The sequence below is a fragment of the Acetobacter sp. genome (assembly GCF_047723915.1).
Lineage (GTDB): Bacteria > Pseudomonadota > Alphaproteobacteria > Acetobacterales > Acetobacteraceae > Acetobacter.
This window is the reverse complement of the sequence record NZ_JBDOBQ010000015.1, coordinates 61,715-68,031: the sequence shown is the minus strand read 5'-3', so window position 1 is coordinate 68,031 and position 6,317 is coordinate 61,715. Positions and strand designations below refer to the sequence as shown.

Annotated in this window: 5 protein-coding genes; 4 read left to right on the top strand and 1 reads right to left on the bottom strand. The window is 61.0% G+C overall.

Annotated elements, in window-relative coordinates; all coding sequences use genetic code 11:
• The 4 genes from ABF990_RS09660 to ABF990_RS09645 all read left to right on the top strand — a co-directional run.
• Positions 1-759, top strand: a 759-nt coding sequence (locus ABF990_RS09660) for an LrgB family protein (RefSeq protein WP_415506583.1), incomplete at its 5' end; no start/stop codon positions are given.
• A gap of 237 nt (positions 760-996) precedes the next feature.
• Positions 997-1,674 (top strand): GNAT family N-acetyltransferase, encoded by a 678-nt coding sequence (locus tag ABF990_RS09655; protein ID WP_415500173.1) that lies wholly within the window; start codon positions 997-999, stop codon positions 1,672-1,674.
• A gap of 409 nt (positions 1,675-2,083) precedes the next feature.
• Positions 2,084-2,782: a response regulator transcription factor gene (locus ABF990_RS09650; RefSeq protein WP_415491236.1), complete on the top strand. Its 699-nt coding sequence runs from the start codon at positions 2,084-2,086 to the stop codon at positions 2,780-2,782.
• Between the two features lies 1 nt (position 2,783).
• Complete coding sequence (locus ABF990_RS09645) at positions 2,784-4,181, top strand: ATP-binding protein (RefSeq protein WP_415500174.1); 1,398 nt, start codon at positions 2,784-2,786, stop codon at positions 4,179-4,181.
• Here the strand turns inward: ABF990_RS09645 and ABF990_RS09640 are convergent.
• Complete coding sequence (locus tag ABF990_RS09640; protein WP_415500175.1) at positions 4,164-6,227, bottom strand: TonB-dependent receptor; 2,064 nt, start codon at positions 6,225-6,227, stop codon at positions 4,164-4,166. The genes ABF990_RS09645 and ABF990_RS09640 overlap by 18 nt on opposite strands.
• Positions 6,228-6,317: the final 90 nt, after the last annotated feature.

Below are 6,317 nucleotides of genomic sequence, written 5' to 3'. Positions count from 1 at the left end.
CACCCCTGTCGTCCCCCGCCCCGACCAAAGGCCCGCCGCATGACTGCAGCGTTCAATGCCCTGTGGACACCCCTGTCCAGCACGCCCCTGCTCTGGCTGGTAGTGACGCTGGGGGCGTATGTGGCCGGGCGCCATATCCAGGCGCGCTGCGGGGGGGCGGCCTATGCCAGCCCCGTGCTGATCGCAATCGTTCTGGTGGGGGCTGGCCTGCTTGTAACAGGCACGCCTTACCAGACCTATTTTACCGGAGCGCAGTTCATCAACTTCCTGCTCGGCCCGGTCACGGTTGCGCTGGCCGTGCCGCTGGCGGAAAATTTCGGGCTGGTCTGGCGTAACCTGACCAGCATAGGGCTGGCGCTGCTCGCAGGATCTCTCACATCGGTCATAAGCGGCGTAGGCCTTGTATGGGCGCTGGGCGGCACGCGTGACGTTGCCCTGTCCATGGCGCCAAAGGCCGTGACAACACCTATCGCCATGACCGTCTCCCTCCAGATCGGGGGCGTGCCCGCACTGACGGCGGCCCTTGCCATACTGGGCGGGATCGTGGCCGCCATGATCGGGCGGCATATGCTCAGGCAGTTCGCCATAGAGGACCTGCGCGCCCATGGGCTTGCCGCCGGGGTAGCAGGCAGCGGGATCGCAGCGGCCCAGATCGCGGCCATAGACGAAACGGGTGCCGCCTTTGCCGCGCTGGGCATCGGCCTGAACGGCCTGCTGACCGCCCTTGTCGTGCCGGTTCTGGCCGCGTTATGGCGCTAGCCCGGCTGCCGCATTCAGCCTGCCACAATCCGCGACCAGCCCCGCAACCAGCCCACTGACCCGACCGGCAGCCAGCGCCAAAACGGGCGCAGGCCATGGCCAGAGCCCGCACATGCCTTAAAAACCGTACCTGAAAACGCCATACGCGGCTTTTGCCATGCCTGCCTGCGGCACTGTCGGACATGCGCGCAGCACGATATGCTCGCACCCTTACCCATCATAGCGCCTGGACGGACGATGAGTACAGATCTGACACACTGGGCCGGGGCGCCCGAACCCGCCCGCCAGAGTCTGGAGGGGCACTATGCCCGTCTGGAACCGCTCGATCCCGCACGCCATGCGGCGGAGCTGCTGCATTCGGCCCTGGAACCCGGAGCCGATGAACGGTTCCGCTATCTGCCCGAGGCCACCCCCGACGCCGCGACCTTCAGGACCTGGATCGAAAATGCCGCGCTCTCGGCCGACCCCATGTTCTTTGCCGTTATCGACCGGGCAACCGGCCGTGCCGAAGGACGCCAGGCCCTGATGCGGATTACCCCGCAGCATGGCGTTATTGAAATCGGGCATATCCTGTGGGGGCCGGCCATCGCGCGCACCCGTGTCACCACCGAAAGCGTCTATCTGCTGGCATCATACGTCTTCGATACACTGGGCTATCGCCGGTTCGAATGGAAATGCAATGCCCTGAACGCGCCCTCCAGACGGGCGGCGGAGCGGTTCGGATTCCGGTTTGAAGGGATTTTTCGCAACCACATGGTGGTCAAGGGCCAGAACCGCGACACCGCGTGGTTTGCCATGACCGACAGCGACTGGCCACGCATCCGCCAGGGTTTTACCGCATGGCTGCGCGCGGAAAACTTCGATCAGGACGGGCAACAGCATACAAGACTGAACTGCACCGGAACAACACCATAACGGAGCGAAATAACAGGCCGGGCGGCAGGTTCCTGCCTGCCCCGTACCGCCCGGACCCTGCACGCCCCGGCCTGCGGCGCGGCAGGGCCACCCGGCCATGCCCGGCCAGAAAGCCCGACAGGCAACCCCGTTCATCGCACCGCCCTCGAAACGCCACATGCGATCGGTCTGTCGCACAGTGCAATCCGGTCATGATTAACAATGCCCAATCTTGCCTGTTCCGTCTTGTCGGGGTGGCGTGGTTTGATAACTGCACAGGACGGCACCGGCGGAACGCTGCCTCAACCCCGGCGGGCACCCGCCAGACCCCGGCATGGCGTGCAGCACCCGTTGCATATCCGGCACCGGACACAGCACAGCATCGACACCAGCCCCGTTCCACGCATTTCACGCTTTTCGGAGCACCGTCATGACCGCAGACACCCATGCCCCCACCTCATCCGTTCTCCTGATCGAGGATGACGCCAGTACTGCGGCCTATATCGAACGGTTTTTCGAGCATTCCCATATCCGCATCACAACGGTGGCCGATGGGGAACGTGGCCTGGCATTGGCCACGTCGCGGCACTGGGACTGCATGATCCTGGACCGCCGGCTGCCCGGCCTTGACGGCCTGAGCGTCCTGACCCGGCTGCGCGCGATCAATGTACAGACACCCGTGCTTTTTCTGACGACAATGGACGGTATTCATGACCGTGTCAGCGGCCTGCGCAGCGGGGGGGATGACTATCTGGTCAAACCCTTTGCGCTGACGGAACTGTCGGCACGGGTGGAAAACCTGCTCCGGCGGGCCAGGGAACCCTTGAGCGAAACACGGCTGATTTTCGCGGATCTCGAGCTTGACCTGCTGGGCAGGGAAGTGCGCCGCGCCGGCGCCAAGCTTTACATACAGGAACAGGAAATGAAACTGCTGGAATATTTCATGCGCCATCCGCTCGTGATCGTGTCGCGCAAGATGCTCCTGCAAGCCGTATGGGACATCGATTTTCCGGTCCGCACCAATCTGATTGAAACACATATCAGCCGGCTGAGAGAACGGCTGGGCCGGGACGCGCCACCGCTCATTCACACCATCCGGAATCAGGGCTATATCCTGCGGAACCATTAGCATGACACGCCAGCCCGGATCGTACACGCACCGGCTATCGGTTCTGCGCAGTTCGTCATTCCGTATCGTTGCCATGTTCGCCTGCTGCTTTGTCATCAGCGGGGTGACGGTCATCGCCCTTTCGGGTTCCCACAGCCTGCACCTGCTGACATTGCAGATGCAGCACGCCGTCACCAACGAACGGGACGAGGCCCTGTCGGACGCACGCAGCCCCGATATCCAACATCTTCAGCCGGTCATAAGCGAACTTGTCAAAAACGAACCGGGTTTTCATTACCTGCTGGAAGATGCGCAAGGGCAGGTCGTCATTGGCAATATGCTCCGGCTCAGGCCCGTTCCGGGCTGGCGCACACTGGCCTGGAACCATGACATAGCCGCCCCGGAGCATCGTCCCGTCATGGGCTACGGCCTCATGCTGCATGACGGCGGATACCTGTTCGTGGGGATCAACGCCAAGCCGCTGCGCACCCTGCACCATTACCTGTGGGCCATGCTTGCATGGAGCGCCGCGGGGTTTATCGTCATCGGCATTAGTGGCGGTTTCGTTCTCAGCCGTCTGGTGCTGGGCAAGATCGAAACCATCAGCCAGACCGCCCGCGATATCATGCGCGGCGACATGTCGCGCAGGCTGCCCCTGAACGCGACGAACGACGAATTCGACCATCTGGCCACCAGCCTGAACGCCATGCTGGAAAGAAACGAAAGCCTGATCGCAAGCGTACGCCAGATTACCGACGATATTGCCCATGACATGCGGCGCCCCCTTGCCCATCTTGGCCAGCACCTGGACGACGTGGCGCAGGGCAGGCTGGCACCGGCCCAGGCCGAAGCACTGGCCGAGGCGCAGAACAACCTGGACGAAGCCCTTGAAATTTTCTCGTCCCTGTTGAAACTCGCCCAGATGGAGGCGGACGACCGGGTGCCCGACAGCCAGAACCTGTCCGTGCGGGACCTGCTGGCCGCCATTGCCGAGCTGTATCGCCCGATCCTTGAAGACCGCGGACAGGCGCTGACACTTATCCCCCCCGCGCAGGACATGACCGTTCCGGGCAACAGGGTGCTGCTGATCCAGATCCTGGCGAACCTGCTCGAAAACGCCACCAATCATTGCCCGGCAGGCAGTACTGTTGTCATGTCAGCCACGATGTCGGGAGCGTATGCCCTTGTCACGATCGCCGATAACGGCCCGGGCATTCCCGCTGAAGAGCGCGAGCGGGTTTTTGAAAAAATGGTCCGGCTTGACCGCAGCCGCTCCGTTCCGGGCACCGGACTGGGCCTGAGCATGGTCAGGGCCATTGTCCGGCTCCATAAAGGCCAGATCCGGCTGCTGGACAACCAGCCCGGCCTGCGATGCGAGATCCGGCTGCCGACAGCCCCGGCCCTACATCTTGAAACTTAGCTGGAACGTGACCGCACGCCCCGCCGCGATACGCGAATAGTTCGTATAGATCCTGTCATAGTAACGTTTGTTCGTAAGGTTCTGAAGATTGGCCTGCAGGTCCAGCGTGCGGGTAATCTGATAATCGGCAACCATATCCAGTCGCACGTATTCCGGCACCCAGGTGGAATCGTTGACGTTGGTGTAGCGTTTGCTCATGTATGTCAGCCCGCCGCCGGCCTTGAACTGGGGCAGGATCTTATACGTGCTCCACAACGTTACCGAGTTCCCGGGTGTGTAGGGAAAACGCTTGCCCACATTGGCATGGGTCGGCCCGCCGTCCAGAACCGTGCTGTCCAGATATGTCCAGCCACCGAACACCTCCCAGCGCGGCGTAATATTGCCCGCCACATTGATTTCAGCACCCCGCACGCGCTGGGTGCCCGCGTTGATCTGGTTCCCGTATCCGTCAGACACCTGTGCGTTGGTCATTTTGCCATCGAACAGCGAGCCGGTTATGGAAAAACGCCCGCCGAACAGTTCGGCTTTTGCACCGACCTCGATATTTTTTCCGTTCTGGGGCGAAAGTTTCGTATTGGCTTTTGAAAGGGCGATCTGCCCGTCCGCACCGGCATCCACACCGATCGGGTTGGACGCCGTCGCATAGGAAAAATAAAGACTGACCGGCTTGATGGGCTTGTAGACAGCACCCGCCTGGTAATTGATGAAACTCTGGTTGTTGCTCAGCCCCACATCGCCCTGCACGGCCGATGTCATGAATCGGTCGAACCGCACGCCCCCGCTGATCAGCAGGTGATCGTCCAGCATGCTCATGGTATCGAATGCATAGGCCGAACCGGTGGTGACATTGGTATTCAGTGCGGCAATGCCCGGCTCACCAAGGGAATAGGAACCGGTCCACGGGTTTGAAGCACTCCAGCTTCCAAGACTGAGCGCGCTGATGCAATTATAGGTAACCGAACAGGGACCACCGTTCCGCAGATTGTTCCCCGCCGCGTCCTTGACGTAATATTCGTTGCGGGTCAGGCGTTCGCGCGAGACTTCAATACCGGTATTGACCGAATGATGAACCGGCCCGGTATCGAAAATGCCCGACACCATCGCCTGTTCCTGAAAATTGTCGGTGTGGAATTTACCGGATTTGGCTTCGAGCAGAATGGTCTGGTTGGCAAGGGATGTGCTCTGCCACTGGGGGTTGGTGGCAATATAGTCGTACTGGGTGCTGGTCCACTGGAGCGTGTTGCGGAATACAAAATTGTGCCACAGGTCTCGCTCCAGAACGATCTGACCCAGATCCGTCGTGCTGCGTTCGAAATCCCGATCCTTCATGCCCAGAACCGTATTACGCGGAATATTGAGCGGCTCGTGCGTGGTTTTACTGTATGGCGCCGAATAATCCGGCATATCGAACGAATAGAGGTGGTAATACCCCAGCGTCAGGCGCGTCGGTGTGCCAAGCCCGAAAGACACGGACGGCGCAACACCCCATTTATGGCCACCCACAGGTTCGCGGCCTGCCGTATCCGCGTCGTCGCCCATGGCATTCAGGCGCACGGCGGTCGATGTACCGAGCTGGCGATTGACATCCACCGTCCCGCGTTTGTAGGCCGCCGTGCCAAAACCGATCTGTCCGGATGTCAGGTTTCCAAGCTGGGCTTTCTTGGTGGTGATATTGATCTGTCCACCCAGGCCGCCACGACCGCCATAGACCGAACCCGGACCTTTGAGCACCTCCATTTCCTCGACATCGAAAACTTCACGCTGGCTGACACCGCTGTCACGCAGCCCGTCGATAAACATGTTGCTATAGGACCCGAAGCCCCGGATCACCGGGTAATTGCCGCCCGGCACGGCATACGCGTCACCAGCGCGGAAACTGACACCGGGCACGGTACGCATCGCATCCTCGAACGAGGTCGCGTTCACAAGTTTCATCTGCTCCTGTGTCACGACGGATACCGAACGCGGCGTGTCGAGCAGGGAGGCCGTGTATTTCCGGTTCGGGGAACGTCCCGTCAGCAACGGATGCCCCTTGCCCCATACCATCAGATGTTCCTGATTGTCTGTGGGCGTAAGAGGCTTTTTGTCATTTTTGACATGTTCTTTTGAAACGACGGCCTTTTTGGGCGCAACCGG